This window comes from Nisaea sp., from assembly GCF_017640745.1.
Taxonomy (GTDB): Bacteria; Pseudomonadota; Alphaproteobacteria; order Thalassobaculales; family Thalassobaculaceae; genus Nisaea.
In genome coordinates, this window is record NZ_JAEPQA010000010.1 from 81031 (window position 1) to 101532 (window position 20502).

The following is a 20502-nucleotide window of genomic DNA, read 5'->3' on the forward strand; positions in this document are numbered from 1 at the left end:
GATTCTCTGCAATCGTCCGCTGAGGCCATCTTCCGCAGACGTCGTCAGTGAATCTCCGGCTCCGGCGTCGGCTCCGTGCCTTCGAGCACGTCAAAATCGCAGCCTTTGTCAGCCTGGGTGATATGACTGGCATAGATTGCGCCGAAGCCGCGCTTGAATTTCGGCGTCGGCGCCACCCACGCGGCCTTGCGCGCGGCCATCTCCGCCTCGTCGACATGCAGCTCAAGCTTGCGCGCCGGGATATCGAGCGTGATCAGGTCGCCATCCTTGACCAGCGCCAGCGGACCGCCGACGAAACTTTCAGGCGCGACATGCAGCACGCAGGTGCCGTAGCTCGTGCCGCTCATCCGTGCGTCGGAGATCCGCACCATGTCGCGCACGCCCTCCTGAAGCAGCTTCTTCGGGATCGGCAGCATGCCCCATTCCGGCATGCCGGGGCCGCCCTGCGGGCCGGCATTCTGCAGCACCAGCACCGAGTCCTTGGTCACGTTCAGGTTCGGATCGTCGATCCGCGCCGACATGTCGTTATAGTCGCGGAACACCACGGCCGGGCCGGTATGCTTGTGCAGCGACGGATCGGCGGCGATGTGCTTGATGATCGCCCCGTCCGGCGCGAGGTTGCCGCGCAGAACCGCGAGCCCACCCTCGGCATTGAGCGCGTTGCCCCGGCGCCGGATGACGTCCTCGTTGTAGATGTCCTTGCCCTGGATGTTCTCGCCAAGGGTCTTGCCGTTCACCGTCATGCAGTCGAGATGCAGGATGTCCTTCAGCTCGTTCAGCAGCCCGGCAAGCCCGCCCGCATAGAAGAAATCCTCCATCAGGTACTTGCCGGACGGGCGGATGTTGGCGAGGAACGGGGTGCGCTTGGAGATCTCGTCGAAACGCTCGAGATCAAGCTCGACACCGAGCCGCCCGGCCATCGCGACCAGGTGCACGACCGCGTTGGTAGAGCCGCCCATCGCCATCACCGTGGTGATCGCGTTCTCGAAGGCCTCGTTGGTGAAGATGTCGGACGGCTTCACGTCTTCCCAGACCATCTCCACGATGCGCCGCCCGGTGCGGGTCGCCATGCGGGAATGGTTGCTGTCGGCGGCCGGGATCGAGCCCGCGTCTGCGAGCGTCAGGCCAAGTGCCTCGGCGGCGCACATCATGGTCGCCGCCGTGCCCATGGTCATGCAGGTGCCGGGGGTCCGGGCGATGCCGTCCTCGATCTCCTCCCAATCGTCCTCGGTGATGTTGCCGGCACGCAGCTCGGCCCAGTATTTCCAGGTATCGCTGCCGGAGCCGAGGGTCTTGCCGCGCCAGTTGCCGCGCAGCATTGGACCGGCCGGGACGAAAATCGACGGGATGTTCATGCTCGCCGCGCCCATGAAGAGCGCCGGCGTGGTCTTGTCGCAGCCGCCGAGCAGCACCGCGCCGTCACAGGGATAGGAGCGCAGCAGCTCCTCGGTCTCCAGCGCCAGCAGGTTGCGGTACATCATCGTGGTCGGCTTCTGGAACGGCTCGGAGAGCGAGATCGCGGGCATCTCCACAGGGAATCCGCCCGCCTGCCAGATACCGCGTTTCACCTCTTCCGCACGATCGCGGAAATGGGTGTGGCAGGGGTTGATGTCGGACCAGGTATTGATGATCGCGATCACCGGTTTGCCAGCCCAGTCCTCGCGGGCATAGCCCATCTGCTTGGCTCTGGAGCGGTGCCCGAAGGACCTGAGGTCGTCGACCCCGTACCAGCGATAGCTTCGCAAGTCCTTGTAGGATTTGCGCGTCATGACGTTCTCCCCTGTGTCCGTCCGGTTCGCCGGCGGCTTTTGTCAACTAGGTCAGCGATTCTTAAAGCGGTTTTTCGAGCACGATTTCGAGCGGATCGAAGCCGCAGCCACGGCAGGCTGCCAGCGCCGCCGCATTGCGCGCAAGAGAGTGGATTCTGAGGCGTCGCGCGCCCTGGGCGCGCAGATGGTTCTCGATCGCGCCCAGAAGCTGCTGCGCGATATCCTTTCCGCGCCAGCGCGAGAGCACATAGATGTCGGAGATGTAGCCGTGCGAGGCCAGCTCCGGGAAATTCAGCGGATCCTGGTCGACCGCCATCCAGCCGGCCACGAAACCGGCGATATCGTCGCCGACCCAGGCGATGAAAATCGCGCCGCCGCCCTCTTCCGCCGAATGAATCAGGTAATCGACATGATCGTCGGCGACACGGTCGCCGGGCTGCCGGGCCTGGTGCAGGTAGCGTTCGTAGTTCTTCAGCTCCCGGACCAGTTCGGTCAGCCCGTCCCGGTCACTCGCGCGGGCCGGCAAAATCTCCACTTCATCCATGACTTAGGCGAGCCCCCGGAATTGGCGCCGAACGCGGACCGCGCCCGGCACCGAAGTGAAACCGTGCAAGCCTGGCGAGTCAACAGATGCGCACATCCGGGTGAAGCGGCACTAGACCGCCGGCGCCGCCAGAACCCTGCAGTCCGGCGCCAGGGTCAGTTTCGGCTCGGTCAGTTCCTGCAGCGCTTCCAGCGTCATGCCATCCACCATCTCGCGCACGATCAGCCCGTCCGGCGTGACATCGATCACGGCCAGGTCTGTGAAGACCTTGGTGACGACGTTCTGAGCGGTCAGCGGGTAGCTGCATTTCTTGACCAGTTTCGGCTCGCCCTTGCGGGTGACGTGATCGGTCAGGACCCAGACCTGTTTCGCGCCGGCGGCGAGATCCATCGCCCCGCCGACGCCCGGCGGGAAATTGGGGTTTTCCGTCGTCCAGTTCGCCAGATCGCCGCTCTCCGAGACCTCGAACGCTCCGAGCAACGCGAGATCGATATGCCCTCCACGGATCATCACGAAGGCATCGGAATGGACAAAGAACGAGCCGCCCGGAACCAGCGTGATCGGATCCTTCGAGGCGTTGATCAGCTCCGGGTCTTCCTTGCCCGGCTCCGGTGCCGGACCGACGCCGAGGATACCGTTTTCACTATGCAAAACGATCTCACGGTCCGCAGGCATGAAATTCGCGCAAGTGGTCGGCAAACCGATCCCGAGATTGACGAAACTCCCGTCGGGAATCTCGTTGGCGGCCCGCCAAGCAACTTGATTTCGCGTCAGTTTTTTGACGGCCTCGTCCCGGGCTTCAGCTTCCAGTGCCATAACGGCGCTCCAGATTGGTTCGAATTTGGCGCCCATAATAACGGCAAATGCCTGATTTTGAAGTATTGCCGCTTTGCGCGGAGAAACTTATAACTCGGTCCGCACATCCCCGATAAGCGGGATTCTTCGCGGACCAACCCACGAAAATCGCGGATTGCGCCAGCCCCCGGTCGAGGAATGCCTCGTCCGCGGAGTGGCGCGACAGAACTGGGAGTACCCTTATGTCTTACAGCGTTCATCGCGGCCGGCACCTCCTGAACACCCCGGGCCCGACCAATGTGCCCGAACGCGTGCTGCGAGCTATGGCCCGCAATCCGATGGACCTGAGCGACCCGGTACCCCTTGCCGTGATCGATTCCTGTTTCCAGGACCTAAAGAAGATCTTCCAGACCGAGCACGAGATCTTCATGTACGCGGCCAACGGCCACGGCGCCTGGGAAGCCGCCCTCGTCAACACGATGTCGCCGGGCGACCTGCTGCTCGTGCCGGAACTCGGCAACTTCTCCACCGGCTGGGGCGAGATGGCGGAAGCGCTGCAGATGCGCACCGAGACCATCAAAGGCGACTGGCGCCGGGCGATCGACCCGGAGAAGATCCGCGAACGACTGGCCGCCGACAAGAATCACGAGATCAAAGGCCTGTTGATCGTCCAGACCGACACGGCGACGAGCGTGACCTGCGACGTCTCCGCGATCCGCAAGGCGATCGACGATGCCGGCCATCCGGCTCTGCTGCTGGTCGACACCATCCCGACGCTGGCGGTGACCGATTTCCGCATGGACGAATGGGGCGTGGACGTTGCCGTCACCGCCTCCCAGAAAGGCCTCATGATGCCGCCGGGTCTCGGCTTCGTCGCCGCCTCCCCGAAGGCTCTCGAGGTTCACAAGAAGGCAACTTCGCAGCGCCGCTACTGGGACTGGTCGCTGCGCCTCGCATCCGAAAGCTACCGTACTTTCTGCGGCACCAGCCCGCAGAGCCAGCTCTACGGCCTCCGTGCCGCGCTAGACATGCTGCTCGAGGAAGGCCTGGAGAACGTCTTCGCCCGCCACAAGCGTCTGGCCGAAGCGACCCGGCGCTGCGTCGAGCACTGGGGCAAGGCAGGCGCGATGGAACTGAATGCGGTGGTTCCGGAAGAACGCGCGGACGGCGTCACCACCATCCTCCTGAAGGAAGGCATCGACGGGAACCTGATCCGCAATGTCTGCCGGGACGAGATGCAGTGTGCCCTCGGCGGCGGTCTTCGCAACCTGAACGGCAAGGCGTTCCGGATCGGCCACATGGGCGACATGAACGAGCCCCTGCTCTACGGAGCTCTCTCCACAGTCGAGGCGACGCTGTCCTACCTCGACATTCCGCACGAGCCGGGCGGCGTCACAAAGGCGATCGACTATCTGGTCGGTGAGCGGAAGAAGAACCGGGACGCCTGATCCCGGTTCGGTTTCTCCGGCGGATCTCAGGCCGCGGTGGCGGCCTCCGCCGGGACGTGGAGCACGCGGTCGACGAAGATGCTCGGCGTGACAATGGTTTCCGGATTCATCTGGCCGAGTTCGACGATATTGCGCGCCTCGACGATGGTGAGTTCGGCAGCCATCGCCATGACCGGGCCGAAATTCCGCGCCGACTTGTTGTAGGTCAGGTTGCCCCAGCGGTCGGCATATTCCGCCTCGACCAGCGCGACATCGCCCTTCAGCGGATATTCGAGCACATATTCGCGCCCGTCGATCTCCCGGACTTCCTTACCCTCGGCGAGCTTCGTGCCGACCCCGGTCGGCGTATAGAAAGCGCCGATCCCGGCCCCGGCCGCCCGCATGCGCTCGCTGAGCGTCCCCTGCGGCACCAGTTCGAGCTCGATCTTGCCGGCAGCATATAGCTCGTCGAACGCGATCGATCCCGCCGAACGCGGATAGGAGCAGATGATCCGGCGCACCCGGCCTTCGCGCAGCAAGGCGGCAAGGCCCTTGTCCCCGGTTCCTGCGTTGTTCGACACCACGGTCAGGTCGCGCGATCCCTGGTCCAGCAGGGCATGGATCAGGTCCGTCGGAACGCCTGCATTCCCGAACCCCGAAATCAGCACCGTGCTTCCGTCCCCGATCCCCTGCACGGCTTCCGTGCGGGACTGGACGATCTTGTTAATCGCCACGACAGACCCTTTCCTAGTGAATTCAACGAGTACCGGGCGTCTTTATGACCGCGGACCGTCTCTGCGTCCAGAGACCTTTCGGGACACCGGTCGACCGACGCAAATTTTACAACCTTTAACCAAACATTAAGCGTGCTCCCATATTGTATGCTCATGAGCACCCTTCAATACATCTCCAAAGAGGCCCTGGAGCACGCGCTGCACCAGCATTGTCTTTGGTTGAACGACCCCACTGCCGGCCGGCCGGCAGACCTTTCGGAAACCAATCTCTTCGGAAGCGATTTGCGGCGGCTGAAGCTGCAGAAAGTGCTGATGCGCGGTGCGAACCTCCAGGGTGCCAATCTGGAAGGCGCGGACCTTTCGGGCGCCGATCTCACCGGCGCCGACCTTATGTCTGCCAACCTGCGCGGCGCCAAGCTGGAGAAGACGAACTTCAGCCACGCGATCATCGCGTCGGTCGATTTTACCGATGCCGACATGCGCGGAGCCAACCTCACCCGCACGCGCGGCCGCGTCGCCGAGACCACGTGGTCCGGCGTCGAGACCGAAGTGACCCCGCTCAATCTCTCGCACGCACGGCTGCATCACGCGAACATGGAGCGCGCGGACCTCTCCGGCGCGATTCTGGAAGACGCGGACCTTTCCGGCGCCAATCTCGAGCGGACCAATCTCTCCCACGCACGGCTCTGCGGCGCGACATTGCGCAATGCCAAGCTTGTCGGAGCCGCCCTCGACGCGGCCGACCTCAGCCGCTCGGTCGCAACCGGCGCGGATCTCTCCGGCGCGATCCTGAAAGGCGCTCTTCTGAAAGGCGCGAACATGATCGGCGCCCGGATCAAGAACACGGACCTCTCCGGCGTCGACATGTCCACGGTCCGCCTCCACGGGGCGATGGACCCGGTTTCGGTGGAGTTGCACAGGCGCCTGATCGAGCATGATTTCTGGGTCACCACAGGCGGGGCGCGCGGCGCGCGGGCGGATCTCGACGGCGCCAATCTGGACAATGCGGACCTGCGTAACCTCAACCTGAGCGGCGCACAGATGCGCGGCGTCAGCTTCCGGGGCGCGCAGTTCAACGGCTCGATGCTGATCCTCGCCGATCTTTCGAATTCGGATTTCGAGATGGCGAGCCTGAAAGGCTGCAATCTCTCCGGCGCAAGCCTGTGGGGCTGCAATCTGCGCGGTGCCGATCTGACGGATGCCGTGATCCAGCCGGCGCCGATCAGCACCAGCGACGGCAGCAAGGCCGGGCGGGTCCGCAAGACCAACCTGCGCGCCGCCAACCTCGAGAATGCCCTCCTCGCCCCCCTCGATCCGGAGCTCGTGCTCCTGGATGAGTCGCGGGCCGCGAGCTGACCTCTCAAGCCTCTCGAAAGCCGGCGGGTCCTATTCAGGCGGGCGGGCGGACCGCACGCGGTGACGCAATTCTGAAAGAGTCACGTTCGCCACGCTCTTCAGAGGCAGCAATCCCCCCAATCCCATCCGGAGCGTGTGCTCGATCTTGTCCTTCGAGTAACGCACGACCGGATCGCTGATAGCGATCACGAGAGCCGACGAGAGCGCCTGCTTGACCCGCGGCCGGTTGGCCAGGATCAGGTCAGCGATCTCGTTCTCATAGACATGGATATAGACGCGGCCGACGCATTCGAACTTGTCGACCGACGGATCCCCCGTGTTCGGCGACGCCACGATCTCGTCCGGAAACGGAAGGGCCTGCGCGGCGTTGGCGATGGCGACCATCCTCAGGCGCAGGACATGCGCGAGGACGGACATTCCGGCGAACACGCCCGTGACGCGCATGATCCCCATATAGTTCGGGGCGGCGAAGATCGGAGTATCGAACGCGAGTTCCGCGGCGAAATTCAGCACATAGATCCCGAGCGCCATGAGCATGCTGACGGAGGAAAGGATCGCCGTCGCAATAGTCGCCAGCCAGAGAAAATAGGTGAAGTCGACGCCCTCGACCTGCGATGCGTACGACCGGGCAGCGCTCGACGGCGCGGCGGACGTCGGCGCTTTAGCGGGTTTGGCGTTCGACCCTTCGGCCGGTTTCTCAAGTTCCTCGGACACCACTAGGCTTCCTCAGCGCTCAGCGGACGGTATCGCATCCACAGTCTACGATTGGGAACTGCCATTCTCTGTTGCACAGAGCCATTCATCTGACTCGCACTAGACCAGAATAGCCATATCCTGCTCAAGCTGGGCCGCATAGGGCCGGGCCTCCGACAGACGCTGTGCGACGGCATCGGGGTCGAGCGGCCGGTCGAACAAATAGCCTTGTGCCAGCTTGCAGCCATACTCGCGGATCTCGGTCAACTGAGCATGGGTTTCGACACCCTCCGCGATCGAGACCGCCCCCATCGCTGCCGTCATCGCGGTAATAGCCTGAACGATCGCCTTGCTGCCCTTGCTCGTTTCCATCGTCTGCACAAAGGATTTGTCGATCTTCACCACGCTGACCGGAAGGTCGGTGATGTGGACGAGCGAAGAATATCCGGTCCCGAAATCGTCAACCGCCGTCGTCAGCCCCATCGTGACCAGTTGTTCGAACAGCGTCTTGGCCGCCCGCATATCGGCAACAATGCTGGTCTCGGTGAGCTCGCATTCCAGGGCATTCGGCGCCAGATCCGCCGTGTGCAGCAGATTGCTCAGGAAAGGCACCACGCGGTTCTCGCGGACGTCGTCGGCGCCTATATTGAATGCGACCGGAACGGTGTTGAGACCGGCCGACTGCCACTTCTTGATCTGCCAGACCAGTTTTTCCAGGACGATGAAGGTGAGTTCGGAGGCAATTCCGGCCTGCCGGGCGACCGGGAAAAAATCATTTGGCGCAACCATACCCCGTTTCGGATGATTCCAGCGCAACAAGGCCTCGAGCCCAACGATATCGCCGGTATCGCAATCGACCTTCGGCTGATAGGCCAGCCAGAACTCGTCGGGCCGCTCGGAGATCGCGCGCCTCAGATCGTGCTCGACGACCAGATCGTGAACGGCCTTGCGATGGGTTTCGTCGCGATAGATCTCGACGCTGCCCATGGCTTTCTGCATGGCCGCATTCAGGGCGAACCGGGCCTTGCGGACAATATCCTCGGGATCGAGGTCCGGATCGTTGATACGGCTCACGCCGAAATGCGGGACGATGCGCGCGGCATTCTCGCTCGGCGAATAGCTGACCTCGACGCAGGCCCGCAGTCCCTCGACGATCTTGCCGAACTCGTCCGTCGCGCTTTTGACGGCCGCGACGACTCCGATCGTCGAGTCGTCCAGAAGCGCGACTTCGGAAACGGCATCGAGGCGGCGAAGCCGCTCGCCCGCCTCGCGTACGATCCGGGCCCGCGTCGCTTCACCGAGCGTCCCGGCAAAAAAACCGAGACGGCCGAGCGAAATCGCGATCACCATTTCCGTTCCGTCGGCGGCGAAATCTCCACCCTGGAGGCGCTGGCCGATACGGCTGCAGAAGCCGAGGAGATTGGGAAGTTTCGTCGCCGGATCGTTGAACGCGGCCCACACCAGTTTTTCTTCGAGGGCCACCCGGCTGCGCCGGTCGCGCAGGATGAGGAGAAACAAAGTCCTGCCGCCGCTATCGACCTCGGACATCCGCCCCTCTACGAGCATACCGGAACCGTCCGCGCGACGGCCGTTGATCTCCACGACGTCTCTGGTCCCGCTTTCGAACAATTTTTCGCAGTCGGGGAAATAATCGCTGAACGGCGTCCCGATGGTCCGCATATGGTCGCGCCCGATCATCTCGGTCCCGCTCTTGTTGACCGCGATGATGAGCCGGTTGGAATCCAGCAGAAACGCGCAGTCTTGGAGCAGCTCAAAAGCGTCGAACTGGTCGGCGATATTCGTCTTCGTCATGAACGGGTCCACCGGCCAGATCAAGTTCGGACACAACGACCCGGCAGCAGCGGTCGGGCCAAAGTTTCACGGACGCAGGATAATATTTGGTAGGACCCTAAGATTCCGTAAACGCAATGATTTAGGAACTCCGGGGTGCCGGTTCCGGCCATCGCCAAAGGCAATGGCCGTTTTCGTGGAATCAATCCAGTGAGGCAGGCCATCCATACGCTCGCGTCTATTTCCCGGCCTCCTCGAGCAGGGACGAAAGCTCATCCGGCATGTCCACCATGATGTCATGCCCGCAGGGCATTTCGCTTACTTTCCAGCCCGGAGCCCCCGTCAGCCTCTGGACGCAAGCATCGAATTGCGGCGCCTTGTACCCGGCGGCGCGAACATAGTGCTTCGGCGATATGGTGTCGACCCCACCGGTCAGATGGACGCGCTGGGTAAAGCAGGAAATCGGAAAATTCGTGCATTTCGCATCGACCCAGGCCTGATCGGCCTCATTGACGCGGAAGGATGCTGCGGGCGTCGGCGGCATCCACCATCCCTCGCCCACAGTGCGCACCTGCTCATAGGCCAGCTTGACCCGATCCGGCGGACGGGAATCCATCGCGCATTCCCCGTTCGCCGGGACGAAGGCATCGACATAGACCAGCGTCTTGATCCGCGCGCTCTGCCGGTCGGCGGCCCCGGTGATGACCATCCCGCCGTAGGAATGACCGCAGAGCACGACGTCCTCGAGATCTTCCCACTCGAGAAGGTTCGCGATATCGAGGATATGGGTCTGAAGGTTCACTGTCGGCGACAGCAGATGGGAGCGATCCGCCAACCCCGTCAGGGTCGGGGTGAAAACCTCGTGTCCGTCGGCGCGAAGACGGTCGGCGACGCGGCGCCAGCACCATCCCCCATGCCACGCTCCATGAACGAGAACAAAAGTCGTCATAAGAATTGCGTCCCGAATTCGCTTTCCGCCGCAGCAGGAGAGTTTGGCCTCGAAAGACTAGGGCTAGATGGTGGCACCGCGGTGTGTGCAGCACAAGGTCGCCGGAAGGCTTGGCGCATTCTTCCCCGAAACAGTTTCACTCCGCGGAAAGGACGCCTTTCCGAACGCGGCGAATCGCCTCGCCAGGCGTCACGGAATGCAAAGCGCCTCAAGTGAAGTTGACCTCGATTCTGCCGAGTTCGCCGAGGTCTGCCACACATCTTGCCGGCGCATCGAAATGAACGGTCTTCACGATACTGCCGAGCAGCACGAACTCTCCCGCGCGCAGCGGTCGGTCCTGCGTCTGCCGCAGATTGGCCAGCCACGCCAGCGCTTCGAACGGATGCCCGAGAATATCGGCGCCGCTGCCGGAGCCGGCCTCCTCGCCATCGATGTAAAGCGTTCCGGAGACGGCGCCGAGATCCAGATTGTCCCAGTTCAGAACCGGAGCTCCCAGGACAGCGCCGGAATTAAAGAAATTGTCCGCGATCAGCATCGGTACCGGGAGCGAGGGGTAATCCACGTAACGATCGTCCACCAGTTCCACGGCGGGAAGCACCGCTTCGACATATCCGCCGACGGATCCGCGGTCGAAGCGGTCCTCGCCGGTCAGGTCATGCGACAGCAAGGCGCCGATCTCCACTTCGATCCCGATCCGGTGGTAGAGATCGATCTGGACGTCGGCCTGCTCGTGGAACTCCATGGTCGCGAAGATCTCGCCGGCACAGGGCTGGTCAATCTTCATGTACTCCTGCATGACCTGCGTCGTGCAGCCGATCTTGTGGCCGACGACCGGCCCGAAGCCGGCCTGGGTCAGATGCGCGTTGAGACGATGCTGGAGGGCATATCCCTCCTCGATCGTCTGCGGCATCAGCTCGTCCGGCATCCGCTCGGTCGGGCCGCCGCCGAGACGCGCGGCCGCGAGCCACTCGACGGCATGCCTGGTCAGATCGCTATCCGTCATCAACTGCTCTCCCGGCGTGCTTTCAGGATGGAGGCCGCCGCGTCCGCCAACACCTGGCATCCGGCGACAATGTCCTCCTCGTGACTGTCTTCCGCGAAATCGTGGCTGATCCCCCCGATCGAGGGGATGAAAAGCATGGCGCAGGGCAATGCCTGGGTGAGCACCATCGGATCGTGCCCGGCGGCGCTCGGCATGCGGCGCCATTTGCCGGGCGAGGTCTTTTCGGCCGCGGCGGCGAGATGTTCCTGGAAACTCTCGTCCATGTCCGACGGCCGCACCGGGGTGCGGTTGCGCTCCGCAGACGCCTTCACCCGACCTTCCGCGTTGATCTCCCGGACGATGCCCTGGACGATCTCCTCGTATTTGTCGAGCAACGCGTCCTCGCTGTCACGGAACTGCAGGGTCAGCTCGGCATAGCCCGGCACGATGGAGGCCGCGCCCGGCTCGATCGAAACCCGGCCGATGGTCCAGACCGTGGTCGGCTTGGCATGTTTCGGGAATTCCTCGTGGATCCGGCTCGCCGCCCTGAAAAGCGCCGTCGCCGCGTCCTTGCGGCGGGCCATGGTGGTGGTGCCGGCGTGGTTCTGCTCGCCCTCGAAGCGCAGGGTCATGCCCCGGATACCGACGATGGAGGTCACGACGCCGATCTGCTCGCCGGCATCCTCGAGCCAGGCGCCCTGCTCGATATGGGCCTCGAGATAGCCGACATAGCGGCCCTCCTCCATGCGCGCGCGGGGCACGTCCGTCAGGCCCGCCGCCTTGAGCGCGTCGGTCAGCTTCACCCCGTCGCGGTCCACCGCCTTCGCCTCGACCTCCGGGTCGGCAACGCCGATCCAGGAGCGCGAGCCGAGGCAGCCATAGAACCGGCTCTCCTCGTCCTGCCAGGAGACGACATCCACCGCGAGATCCGACGTTTCCGGGTCCTCCGCCAGCGCCCGCGCGACCTCGAGGCCGTAGATCACGCCGAGCGCGCCGTCGAGCCAGCCGCCGCGCGGCTGGGTGTCGGAATGGGAGCCGACGATCAGCGCCGGCCCGTTCTTCGTCGAGCGGCCGATCACGTTGGCGACGCCGTCGAGCACGGTGTCGAGCCCGGCTTCCTCGAAGCGCTGCTTCAGCCAGCGCCGGGCCTCCAGATCCTTCTCGCTCAGCGCGGGGCGCACGACGCCGGTCTCCACGGCACCGATCGCACGCAGGTCCTTCAGGTCTTTCAGAAGACGTTCGGCATTGATCTTCGGCATGGGGGTCCCTCTGTTCCGGATGAGCCCGCATCCTAATGATCTAAGCCGTGCGGCATAACCCCGATAACCCGAAAGGGACCCTTCATGGCCTGCCGGCGCCACGGGACAAGGGATCGTGGACAAGGGATCGTTTATCGCGTCCCGGGCTTGGTGTAGCTTCCCCCGCGAGACACACCGGAAGGGATGGACAGAGATGAGCGCACCGAGCCTGACGACAGTTTCCGAAGCCAAGGCCTTCGGCGGCAAGCAGTTCGTCTATTCGCATTCCTCGAAAGAGACCGGCACGGAGATGCGCTTCGCCGCCTATCTGCCGCCTGAGGCCGACAAGGGCGACGTGCCCGTGCTCTGGTTTCTCTCCGGCCTGACCTGCACGGAAGAGAATTTCACCGTCAAGGCCGGTGCCCAGCGCGTCGCGGCGGAGCTCGGGATCGCGCTGATCGCGCCGGATACCAGCCCGCGCGGAGACGAAGTGCCGGACGACCCGGAAGGCGCCTACGATTTCGGCAAGGGCGCCGGCTTCTATGTCGACGCGACCGAGGCACCCTGGTCGGCGCATTACCGGATGCGGAGCTATATAGAGAAGGAACTGCCCGCCCTCGTCGGACAGGCGCTGCCGCTCGACATGAACCGCCAGGCGATCACCGGCCATTCCATGGGGGGGCACGGCGCCCTCACCATCGCGCTTCGCAATCCGGACCGGTTCAGGAGCGTCTCCGCCTTCGCGCCGATCTGCTCTCCCCTGCACTGCCCCTGGGGCGAGAAGGCGCTGACCGGCTATATCGGGCCGAACAGGGCGAAATGGCGGGAGTACGATGCCTGCGCCCTGATCGAGGACGGCGCGCGCGTGCCCGCAATTCTCGTCGACCAGGGCCTCGCCGACGGCTTCCTCGCGGAGCAGCTGAAGCCCGAACTGCTCGAAGCGGCCTGCGACGGGACCGGCATCGAGCTGACGCTGCGCCGCCAGGAAGGCTACGATCACTCGTACTATTTCATCGCCACCTTCATCGAGGACCATATGCGCTGGCATGCCGACCGTCTGGCAGGCTGACCGGCGCGGAAGCCTGACGTGACATCATGATCGCCAACGCCGCCATAGCCATCGGCGGGATCGGCCTGTTCCTGATCGGGATGCTGATCCTGACCGACGGCCTTAAGAGCCTGATCGGCAACAGCCAGCGCCGCCTGCTCGCGGGTTTCACCAGCAGTCCCGTCAGCGGCGCGGCGACCGGCGCGCTGACCACCGCCATCGTGCAGTCCTCGAGCGCCACGACCGTCACCGCCGTCGGTTTCGTCGGGGCCGGACTGCTGACTTTCCCGCAGGCCCTCGGCATCATCTTCGGCGCCAATGTCGGCACCACGATCACCGGCTGGATGGTCGCCCTGATCGGCTTCAAGCTGCATCTCGGCACGATGCTCTTCCCCGTGCTGCTGCTCGCCGTCCTGATCAAGCTCTTCGGCCGGGCGCGCACGGCGCAGGCGGGCTGGGCGCTCGCCGGGTTCTGCCTGATCTTCATCGGCCTCGACACGATGCAAAGCGGCATGGAGCTGTTCGAGGGCCTCGTCACGCCCGCCGATTTTCCGGCCGACAGCTTCTTCGGACGGCTCTTCCTCGTCGCCATCGGGATCGTCATCACGCTGGTCACGCAATCCTCCAGCGCCGGCGTCGCGACGGCGATGGTCGCGCTCGGCAGCGGCGCGATCACCCTGCCCCAGGCGGCGGCGATGGTGATCGGCATGAATATCGGCACGACCTTCTCGGCGATGCTCGCGACCGTCGGCGGCTCGGCCGCGATGCGGCAGACCGGGCTCGCACATGTCGTCTTCAACCTCATCGCCGGCGCAATGGCCTTCGCCCTGCTCACGCCCTTCGCGATACTCGCCGGGCCCCTCGTCGACCCGGCGGTGCCGGGCTCGGAACAGCTCGCGCTGGTGCTCTTCCACACCGCCTTCAACCTCTTGGGTGCGCTGATCTTCCTGCCCTTCACGCGGCAGTTCGCCCGCCTGATCCTCGCGGTGGTGCCGGAGGACAGCGCGAACCTCGCCCGGCATCTCGACAGCGCGCTCCTGAAGACGCCGGCGGCCGCCACCGACGCTCTGGCGGGGACGCTCAGCGACTGCTGCTACAAGCTCCTCGAACTGCTGCAGGCCGCCCTCGCCGGCACTCCCGAGCGCCGCGCGGCCTACGAGCTGGGCATGGTCGGCGAGGCGATCGGCAAGGCGGAGCACTACGCCGCCGACCTCCAGCTCCATCTCGACCCCGCGTCCGATCAGTCGCGCTTCGTCGCCGCGATGCATGCGCTCGACCATCTCCGGCGCCTGCACCGGCGCGTCGGGCAGACCCAGCGGATCCAGGACATCATCGAGGACGAGGAGCTGCAGGACGATCGGCACGAATTCCTCGCCGGTCTCGCCATCTTCACCCGCGACAGGGACACCGGGAAGGCCGAGGCGGATTTCGATGCGCTGCGCCGGAAACTCCGGGCGGAGCGCCGCAAGCTGCAGAAATCGGGAACGCTGGACGCGGCGCTTCTGCACCTGAGTGTGGAGGACGCCATCGCCCGGATCGACGGGACCCGATGGCTGCACCGCTGCGCCTATCACGTCTGGCGCATCGCCGTCCTGCTTGGCGCCAGCGTGACGACCGCCCCGCCCGGGGAGGCGGAAAGCCCGGAGAAGACCGCCGCGCGCGAAGCCGATCTCGACTGAACCGGCCCGCCCCTCCCGTCAGACGGGCGCCGTCAGCCCGGCACCCGGTAGCGGTAGATGTTGGCGTGCATCGCTTCCGAGACCACTTCCGTCTCCTCCGCCTCCCAGCCCGGCAGCGCGAAGGCATTGGCGATCACCACCGCCCCCGGCCGGAGGTCGGCGCTCAGCTTCCGCTCCAGCGTCCGCATGGGCGCCACCATGAGATAGCAGAGCAGCAGGTCCGCATCCGCGAGATCCGCCTTCAGGAAATCCGCCCGGCGGATCTCGAGATTGCGCCGGGGCTGGAGCAGCCGGCGGATATGGCAGACGAGCCAGGGGAGCGGCGAGAGCTCGATCGCGACCACCCGCGCGTCGGGAAACCGCGCGGCGAGTTCGAAGGCGATCCCGCCCCAGCCGCAGCCGAGCTCGTAGATCGTCGCCGGCCGCGCGTCCTCCGGGATCAGGCGGAACATCGCCCGCCGTGCGAAAGGGTTGGACGGCATCGGCGGCACCCCGGTGCGGATCGTGTACCAGAGGATCGAGAGCGCGGCGGCGAGCAGCAGCGCGAACAGCGCCGCCTCGAAGACGCCGTGCTGCACCAGTTCCTGGAACAGCAGGCCGAGCGACGGCGCCTCATTGCCGGTTTCAGCGCTCATGGTCTGGGTCCGCGCGCCCGGGGCCCGCACGCAGGGCGTCGAGATAGATCCGGACCGCGCTCTGCACATGGCGGAAGCGGTCGCCGCCGAGATGCTTGCCGCCGAACCAGCGCGTCACCACGACGATATGGTCCTGCAGCCCTTCGCGCTCCAGCATGCGCAGGATCACCATCCCCGCCCCCGCCTCGCCGTCGTCGTTCTTCGCCGCGCCGCCGGCCGAGAGCAGCGCCCAGGTGTTATGGGTCGCCTTGGCGAATTTCTTCCTGCCGCAGAGCGTCCGGACGAAGGCCTTCGCCTCCTCCTCGGACGCGCAGGGCCCGCCCGAGACCGCATATTTCGATCCGCGATCGCTGATGATGTTGTCGAGAATGCGCATGGCAGAGGCTTAGAGGCATCTGGCGATGCGGGCAAGATGAAGGGGCACTGTTCCGGAGCGCGTCACTCTACCGCGCCGTCGATATAGACCCAGCCCGCGCCCTCGCGGCGGAACCGGCTGGTCTCGGTCATCCGGCCCGTCTGCGGTCCCATGCGCCAGGTTGCGGTGAAGCGGACAATGGCGGTGTCGGGCCCGGTCGCCTCGTGCCGCTCGATTTTCAGCCCGGTCCAGACCTGCGCCGGGTCGAGCGTCAGCGCCAACGGCCGCGTCTCCGCCGCCCAGCTCTTCTGCAGGTAGGCCGTGTTGCCCCGCGCGAAAGCCGCATAGCGCGCGCGCATCAGCTCCTCCGCATCCCGCGCCGGGGTGCCGGAATGGAGCCTGCCGCAGCAGGCGAGATAGGTTTTGCCGCTAGCGCAGGGGCATGGTTCGAACAAGGGTGTCTCCGGGGGTTGAAAGGGTCGTGGAGGGCGGGATGTTGCCCCCGCTTTCATCGCTCTTTGTGTCAGGTGGCTGCATTCGACCCATAGCAGACGTTCTTAAACCTCCATTTGTCTGCAGTGCAACATTCTGAAATAATTCAATTATCGATTGATAGTGGTAGCCTTCAAGGCGCATCATTTATTCATGAAAGAACCGATTGATATCGAAGAATTCTTGGCACGGATGCAACCTCCTTCGATCCCGGATGAGACGTTCATACCTGAATACGAAGAACTGTTCCGTGTAAGTGGATGGAAGCGGAACTACGTCGCAACAATTCTCGCGTGTCTGACGACGATTCCTGATCTTCATGCCAATGGCATCAGACTAGATTGGCTCCAACGTCTGGTGATCGCGAAAGCAGAAGGTAAGAGAAAACCAAAAATTCGAGAGTTGGCGGCAGCTCTCAACTTAGGGCTGGAGAAAGCAGGGGTTCTTCGGCTTGAAGACCCAATTGAAGATCTGTTCTGTGAAATAGTGGCAACAAGACGCGGAAATTTCCGGATATTTCCGGGACAATGGGAAACTGCCGGCCCTTATACCCAAACGCTGCTAGCCGCTTTTGAACAACTTCCGGGAAGCCAATTCAAAACGGACGTACTGGAGTCCGTGTACGGTATACTTCGCATCAGCGATATGATTGCTGCAAGGAGCGACGTACATAGACAGACTGAATCAGGCGGAGTGGCGCAAGGCGAAATAAGAGTCCCCGGTGAGGCAGCGATCAACCGCATCTCTACCAGGGTGAAATTTACGGACAGGACACTGGAAGCGCTAGATATTCGAAAGGAAGCGCTGACACCATACTTTTTGTCGGCAGAGAATTATCCGTACGTTTCAGATAGGGAAGTCGGCGAAACGCCATTGGAATTTCACCCGTTTTTGGAGACTCCAAACGGGATTATTGTGGTCAGTCCGAACAATCTGTCGATAGCAGCTAGAGCTGTGATGATTCATGCTGCCGTCGAAGGCGGTGTTTCAGATTTGCTTCAGCAAATTTTGCTGCACGAACAGGAGATTTACGCAGAGCGGACGGGCTTCTGGCCGACAACTAATCTGAAGCTTTCGAGACCAAACGAATTCGGATTTAGAGCATCCATCTGCGAATTTGAAGAGGGTCGGTTTCTGCAAGTAATTCAATTGCCTACAACGTTTGACGGATTTCCGCGCAACGGGTTCGGTATCGTGCGACGAGCTGGCGAGGAAGCGAACAAATTTCTTGGAACGCAAATTGAAGGCTTTTGGAAGTTTGCAGCCAAACAAGAAAACGGTCGCCAATTTGTTTCCGTGCTTCTTACGAGTGGGTGGGGGGCGCCACACTCAATTTTTCCCGCGATAGACGAGAGCAAAGTGCCTGCCAATTGGCTGTATTTTCATCTCAGTTTCGCGGAGGCCGCTGTGCTTGGCGCCTGTGAAAACGGGAAGTTTCAAGACATATGTCGCCTCTTGAAACAAGAGCAATTGTTAGAGAACGCCGAATTTCACTTTCAGAACGCAAACGGCCTAACAAATCTATTTGGCTTTTGGCGTGTTACGGACGGGAACTTGATTCCTGAATATATGAGTGACATGGAACCGCCATGTAACTTGATGATTCCAACAGACGATCTGTATGCGCCCAGAATTGAAGCGGCCCGTAAGCAAAACCTACTCTCGCTCCCGTTTCCCGACGGGAGCCACAAATTGGTTCAGCATACTGATTTCGAGGAATATTGGGCGCTAGATCCGGTATTTGGTAGTTTGGAGGATCTATCCGAGCGGCGTCTTGTTGGCGCTGTAGCGCACGAGGAATACATTTGGTGGATTGAGGCCGTTCCTGACGAGGATAGCGTTGCACACCGGCAATACCGAATCTGGCAGGCAGCACTCCATTGGATAGCAGCAGTCGGTCGGCAAGTTGCGCGTACGTATCCAAAGTCTTTCCCCAAAGGTATTTTTCAAACGACGATCATTGTCCCGATCGACGATGGCTTAATGAGGATGGATAGGTCTTCATTCAACTCCACTCCTCTAGCCAAAACGGTTCAGACTCAAGGCCAAGAAGAAGTCCGTATTACCAATGGGTGGTTTCAGCACCTGTGGAGACCCGAGAACGATGCAGAAATCGAACTGACTGCCGCAATTCTGGAATCCGTCGCAGCTCGTCATGCGCCGCTTGAGCGCGATGTACTGAGGGAAGCGGTGAGGTCGGCCATTCCGTCGAGAGATTGGCGATGGCTGCACGCAAGTACGGCGGAAAGACCGATAGATCGGCTTAGAGCAACGGGGCTTGTAAGCGGCTTCCAGGAAATCCCGTGGTCAGCGACAACGTTGGCAAAATGCTGTTCGATATGGACCTTTCGCGATCGGAGTAATGGACTTCGTATAGAGGGCGAGCAAGATTGCAGCGCCTTTGTTTTGCTTTATGCACGCCAATTGCTGGGCACGTTGATCGAAAGAATTCGGCGATTTGACTGTAGGGCGCTAATCACACTGGCTGCGGACGGTTATCAAGCAGCACGCTTGGAGCAATCTCAATGGCGTGCGACTATTCTGGCGCTCCGCGCCATACACGGTGCGGAAGCAGATTCCCGAGCTTTTGAACGACAGAGCAACATTAACGCTGTCCAGCGTGCGGCGAAAGCGATTTGCGAAGTTGCTGCTTGCGAGTCCCCAACAGAGGGTGGTCTTAAACCTAGCCTAACAGATTTTCATGACTTATGTGCGCTCGTACTCCTTTTGGTAGGAAACGGCGATTTGCTGGGTGCAATAAAGTCCGGTCTTATAGCCCCTGAGATCCGTATAAGCCCTGCGGGCGATTTGCTTTCCGAGCGTTCGGTATTTGAAACGACATTGCGGCCCGGAGCCGAGTGGTTAAATGAGCGAGCGCTGAACGAGGCGGCAGAAACTTACAAAGAAGAACGTAAAGAAGAAGCAGCAACGCCGGAGAAACCCGGGGAATTGCAACTGCCTGCGGCGCTAAAGGATGCAATTCGCGCAGAATACGGGGTACCAGCCGAGGCTTTCTTTCGTTTTCAGTTTGCGACGGTCGAATTCGCCGCTGAGCGCGAACAAGCTGTATTATTCCTTAAGCGCTCTGAATTGGTGCAAGCGATGAGCGAGCGGATGGACACTCCGGTCGTGGAGGTCGCTCAATTATGCGAACGGCTGTCTCTCTCGAACAGACCGGATTGGTATGACTTATCTGGCGGGATACCTGCATCCAGTATCGATCTTACACGCTTTGATAGACCGATCTCTGTTATCAATCGGCCGCTGCTCTGTATCGATGCGGAAGAAGATCCAACCGTAGTCCTAGCGCCGGCATTCGTGAGTGATTCCACGATGTATTCGTTCTCGGGCCTGATGGAAGGCAGCCTGCAGGAGAAATATTGGGTTTCGAAAGAAGCGATCAGCTACGCGGGTGCACGCGCTCATGCGACTGGAGAAGAATTCGAAACTGATGTTGCAGAGCGACTGAAGGAGCTTGGTCTTAAGGCTTGGTCACGATGCAAGCTGTCCTGGGCGCTCAACCAGAAAGTAGATCCGTCTTTTGGGGATATTGATGTTCTCGCTGTCGACAAGAGCGGTAAGACAGTCTGGGTCATTGAAGCGAAGAACCTGAAACTTTGCAGAACCATTGGGGAGGTGGCTGCACGTTTGACAGAGTACCGAGGCCTGATGGTCAAAGATAGCAAAGGACGTGAGAAACCTGACAAATTGCTTCGTCATTTGAACCGTGTTCGGTTTCTCAGGGAGAACTGCAGAGCATTATGTCAGCGTTTAGATCTTGATGAAACGCCTGAGGTAAGGGGGCTCTTGATTGTCGACTCACCGCAACCGATGAATTTCCATATGATCGAAAAGATTGCAGACACCGATAGCACCTTTCTCGATCAAGTAGATAAGTTTGATTTTTGCGGATAGATGCCGGATTTGTATCAGCGAGATTGCAGCACACACAGACCTTGAATCTTGCAGTGCAGCGAATGCCCCCTATCGACCCATAGCTGATGCCACAGCGCAG

The 20502-nt window shown here is 62.0% G+C and carries 17 protein-coding genes; 5 read left to right on the forward strand and 12 right to left on the reverse strand.

The window, feature by feature from the left end; all coding sequences use genetic code 11:
• Positions 1-44: 44 nt before the first annotated feature.
• From araD to JJ959_RS09085, 3 genes are all read right to left on the reverse strand, one after another.
• Complete coding sequence (gene araD, locus JJ959_RS09075) at positions 45-1769, reverse strand: L-arabinonate dehydratase (RefSeq protein ID WP_292882383.1); 1725 nt, start codon at positions 1767-1769, stop codon at positions 45-47.
• A 61-nt stretch (positions 1770-1830) separates the two neighbouring features.
• Complete coding sequence (locus JJ959_RS09080; RefSeq protein ID WP_292882386.1) at positions 1831-2313, reverse strand: GNAT family N-acetyltransferase; 483 nt, start codon at positions 2311-2313, stop codon at positions 1831-1833.
• 111 nt (positions 2314-2424) lie between these two features.
• Complete coding sequence (locus tag JJ959_RS09085) at positions 2425-3129, reverse strand: 3-oxoacid CoA-transferase subunit B (RefSeq protein WP_292882389.1); 705 nt, start codon at positions 3127-3129, stop codon at positions 2425-2427.
• 221 nt (positions 3130-3350) lie between these two features.
• Between JJ959_RS09085 and JJ959_RS09090 the strand changes: the two genes are divergently transcribed.
• Entirely contained in the window at positions 3351-4556 is a 1206-nt protein-coding gene (locus JJ959_RS09090) for an aminotransferase class V-fold PLP-dependent enzyme (protein WP_292882392.1), read from the forward strand.
• 26 nt (positions 4557-4582) lie between these two features.
• Here JJ959_RS09090 and JJ959_RS09095 read toward each other — a convergent pair whose 3' ends face one another.
• Positions 4583-5263: a 3-oxoacid CoA-transferase subunit A gene (locus JJ959_RS09095; protein ID WP_366816954.1), complete on the reverse strand. Its 681-nt coding sequence runs from the start codon at positions 5261-5263 to the stop codon at positions 4583-4585.
• Between the two features lie 159 nt (positions 5264-5422).
• Here JJ959_RS09095 and JJ959_RS09100 point away from each other — a divergent pair, with 159 nt between their 5' ends.
• A complete protein-coding gene (locus JJ959_RS09100; protein ID WP_292882398.1) occupies positions 5423-6625 on the forward strand; it encodes a pentapeptide repeat-containing protein in 1203 nt (400 codons plus the stop codon).
• Between the two features lie 30 nt (positions 6626-6655).
• On the opposite strand, the gene JJ959_RS09105 is transcribed toward JJ959_RS09100, so the two are convergent.
• The 5 genes from JJ959_RS09105 to JJ959_RS09125 form a co-directional block, all read right to left on the reverse strand.
• Positions 6656-7339 carry a hypothetical protein gene (locus JJ959_RS09105; protein ID WP_292882401.1) on the reverse strand — a complete coding sequence of 228 codons (684 nt, stop codon included), beginning with the start codon at positions 7337-7339 and terminating at the stop codon, positions 6656-6658.
• A gap of 99 nt (positions 7340-7438) precedes the next feature.
• Complete coding sequence (locus tag JJ959_RS09110; RefSeq protein ID WP_292882404.1) at positions 7439-9130, reverse strand: EAL domain-containing protein; 1692 nt, start codon at positions 9128-9130, stop codon at positions 7439-7441.
• Positions 9131-9347: 217 nt separating this feature from the next.
• On the reverse strand, positions 9348-10058 hold the full coding sequence (locus JJ959_RS09115; RefSeq protein WP_292882406.1) for an alpha/beta fold hydrolase: 711 nt from the start codon (positions 10056-10058) through the stop codon (positions 9348-9350).
• A 208-nt stretch (positions 10059-10266) separates the two neighbouring features.
• On the reverse strand, positions 10267-11061 hold the full coding sequence (locus JJ959_RS09120) for a fumarylacetoacetate hydrolase family protein (protein ID WP_292882408.1): 795 nt from the start codon (positions 11059-11061) through the stop codon (positions 10267-10269).
• Entirely contained in the window at positions 11061-12299 is a 1239-nt protein-coding gene (locus JJ959_RS09125) for a Zn-dependent hydrolase (protein WP_292882410.1), read from the reverse strand. Before JJ959_RS09125 ends, JJ959_RS09120 begins: the two co-directional genes overlap by 1 nt.
• Positions 12300-12492: 193 nt before the next feature.
• On the opposite strand from JJ959_RS09125, the gene fghA reads away from it, so the two are divergent.
• Positions 12493-13347 carry an S-formylglutathione hydrolase gene (fghA, locus tag JJ959_RS09130; RefSeq protein WP_292882413.1) on the forward strand — a complete coding sequence of 285 codons (855 nt, stop codon included), beginning with the start codon at positions 12493-12495 and terminating at the stop codon, positions 13345-13347.
• A gap of 26 nt (positions 13348-13373) precedes the next feature.
• Entirely contained in the window at positions 13374-15005 is a 1632-nt protein-coding gene (locus JJ959_RS09135) for a Na/Pi symporter (protein ID WP_292882416.1), read from the forward strand.
• Positions 15006-15037: 32 nt separating this feature from the next.
• On the opposite strand, the gene JJ959_RS09140 is transcribed toward JJ959_RS09135, so the two are convergent.
• The 3 genes from JJ959_RS09140 to JJ959_RS09150 all read right to left on the reverse strand — a co-directional run bounded on the left by JJ959_RS09140 (position 15038) and on the right by JJ959_RS09150 (position 16450).
• Positions 15038-15640, reverse strand: coding sequence for a class I SAM-dependent methyltransferase (locus JJ959_RS09140; RefSeq protein ID WP_292882419.1), 603 nt, complete (start codon positions 15638-15640; stop codon positions 15038-15040).
• Positions 15630-16016, reverse strand: coding sequence for a YigZ family protein (locus tag JJ959_RS09145; RefSeq protein ID WP_292882422.1), 387 nt, complete (start codon positions 16014-16016; stop codon positions 15630-15632). Before JJ959_RS09145 ends, JJ959_RS09140 begins: the two co-directional genes overlap by 11 nt.
• A 62-nt stretch (positions 16017-16078) precedes the next feature.
• Positions 16079-16450 carry a YchJ family metal-binding protein gene (locus tag JJ959_RS09150; protein ID WP_292882424.1) on the reverse strand — a complete coding sequence of 124 codons (372 nt, stop codon included), beginning with the start codon at positions 16448-16450 and terminating at the stop codon, positions 16079-16081.
• 190 nt (positions 16451-16640) lie between these two features.
• Between JJ959_RS09150 and JJ959_RS09155 the strand changes: the two genes are divergently transcribed.
• Entirely contained in the window at positions 16641-20402 is a 3762-nt protein-coding gene (locus JJ959_RS09155; protein ID WP_292882427.1) for a hypothetical protein, read from the forward strand.
• The last annotated feature ends 100 nt before the right edge of the window (positions 20403-20502 follow it).